At 56.9% G+C, this 1,259-nt stretch carries 1 protein-coding gene; it reads right to left on the reverse strand.

All coding sequences use genetic code 11. The features are described from left to right. Positions 1-1,137 (reverse strand): IS256-like element IS3503 family transposase (locus tag HMPREF3130_RS07420; RefSeq protein ID WP_070429661.1); only part of this gene is annotated, 1,137 nt, incomplete at its 3' end. Between the last annotated feature and the right edge of the window lie 122 nt (positions 1,138-1,259).

Below are 1,259 nucleotides of genomic sequence, written 5' to 3' on the forward strand. Positions count from 1 at the left end.
GTCGATGGCGGTGTCGTATTCTGCTGGTGCACCGATGTCATTGGTAGTGGCTGTGGTGTTGTGGGTGATCAGGTCTGTTGCTGTGGAAAGTGCGTCTTGACCCCATCGTTGGTCCCTGGCGATCTTGACCGGATCGTCAGGGACTTCTGTATGTAGATACAGCCACCAATCCATCACTGTGCGTTGATGCGGTAGTGATAGTCCGCGGTGTCTGCGGGCTAGTTCTTTTATGGGGGCGTTGATGCCACCTTCGAGGCTGTTTGTTGTTGCTGCAAGGTTGTCGGGGTCGATGGTTGTTGGTGGGGGTTGCAGGTAGGTAAACAGCAGGTCTCTGCGGTGCAGAGATAGCAATGATTGATAGGCCGCTCGGACGCGTTGGTGGGTGTAGACCTTGGTGTAGGCGCCGGTAACGGGGTCTTTGATGGTGGTTTTCTCGTTCATCCATTCCCGGTAGGTGTGGTCGAATTCGTGCAGGTGGGCGACCCATGTGGATGCTTGGTCAAGGTCGGTGATGCGAGTGAGTTTCAGGGCTAGGCGGTAGAGGGTTTTGCCGGCATCGGTGCGGGGGTTGCTGGTGGTGTGGCGGCGGACTGTTCGTTGGGCGTGGACGAGGCAGCGTTGGATGCGTGTTGTTGGCCAGCAGTGGTGGATGGCTGATTGGGCACCTTGTCCGCCGTCTGTGACTGCGATTAGTGGTGCGGCAATGGGGCGTAGGAGTTCGGTGTAGGCGGCGGTGGTTTCGTGTCTGGCCCAGGTCCAGTTGATGACGTGGGTTTTACTGGCTGCGATCAGGAGGCATCCGGACTTTAGATAGGTCGCGTCGAGGAAGATTTGGTCATGGATGCGGAATGAGTCGATGGTGGGTGTGGGGATGATCCACCAGCACCATCGGAATCGGTGGTGCATGGTTTGCCTGGTTACGCCATGGTGTGCGGCGAAGGTGGTTAGAGATTGGGTGCCGGTGGCCCATTGGATGAACAAAGCCATGGTGGCGGTGTTTTTGTTGTGGGTTTGGGTGTTGCGGGTAAAGGAGTGTCCGCAGTGGGTGCAGCGCCAACGGGTGGTTGATTTGCTGGTGGTGCCGTTTTTCTTTGTGTTGTTGCCGCATAGTGGGCAGCTGGGGCGGTTGGTGGTCATCCTTTAATCCAACCGGTGTGCGGTTAGCACAAATGTGGCCGGAGGTGCGGGATGGTGTGGGTAATAGCTTTCGGGGAGCTATTCTTTGGTGATTTGTGGTGTGTGGTCTGGGGTTATGGTGG

It is taken from the genome of Corynebacterium sp. HMSC14B06, from assembly GCF_001807075.1.
Taxonomy (GTDB): Bacteria; Actinomycetota; Actinomycetes; order Mycobacteriales; family Mycobacteriaceae; genus Corynebacterium; species Corynebacterium jeikeium_D.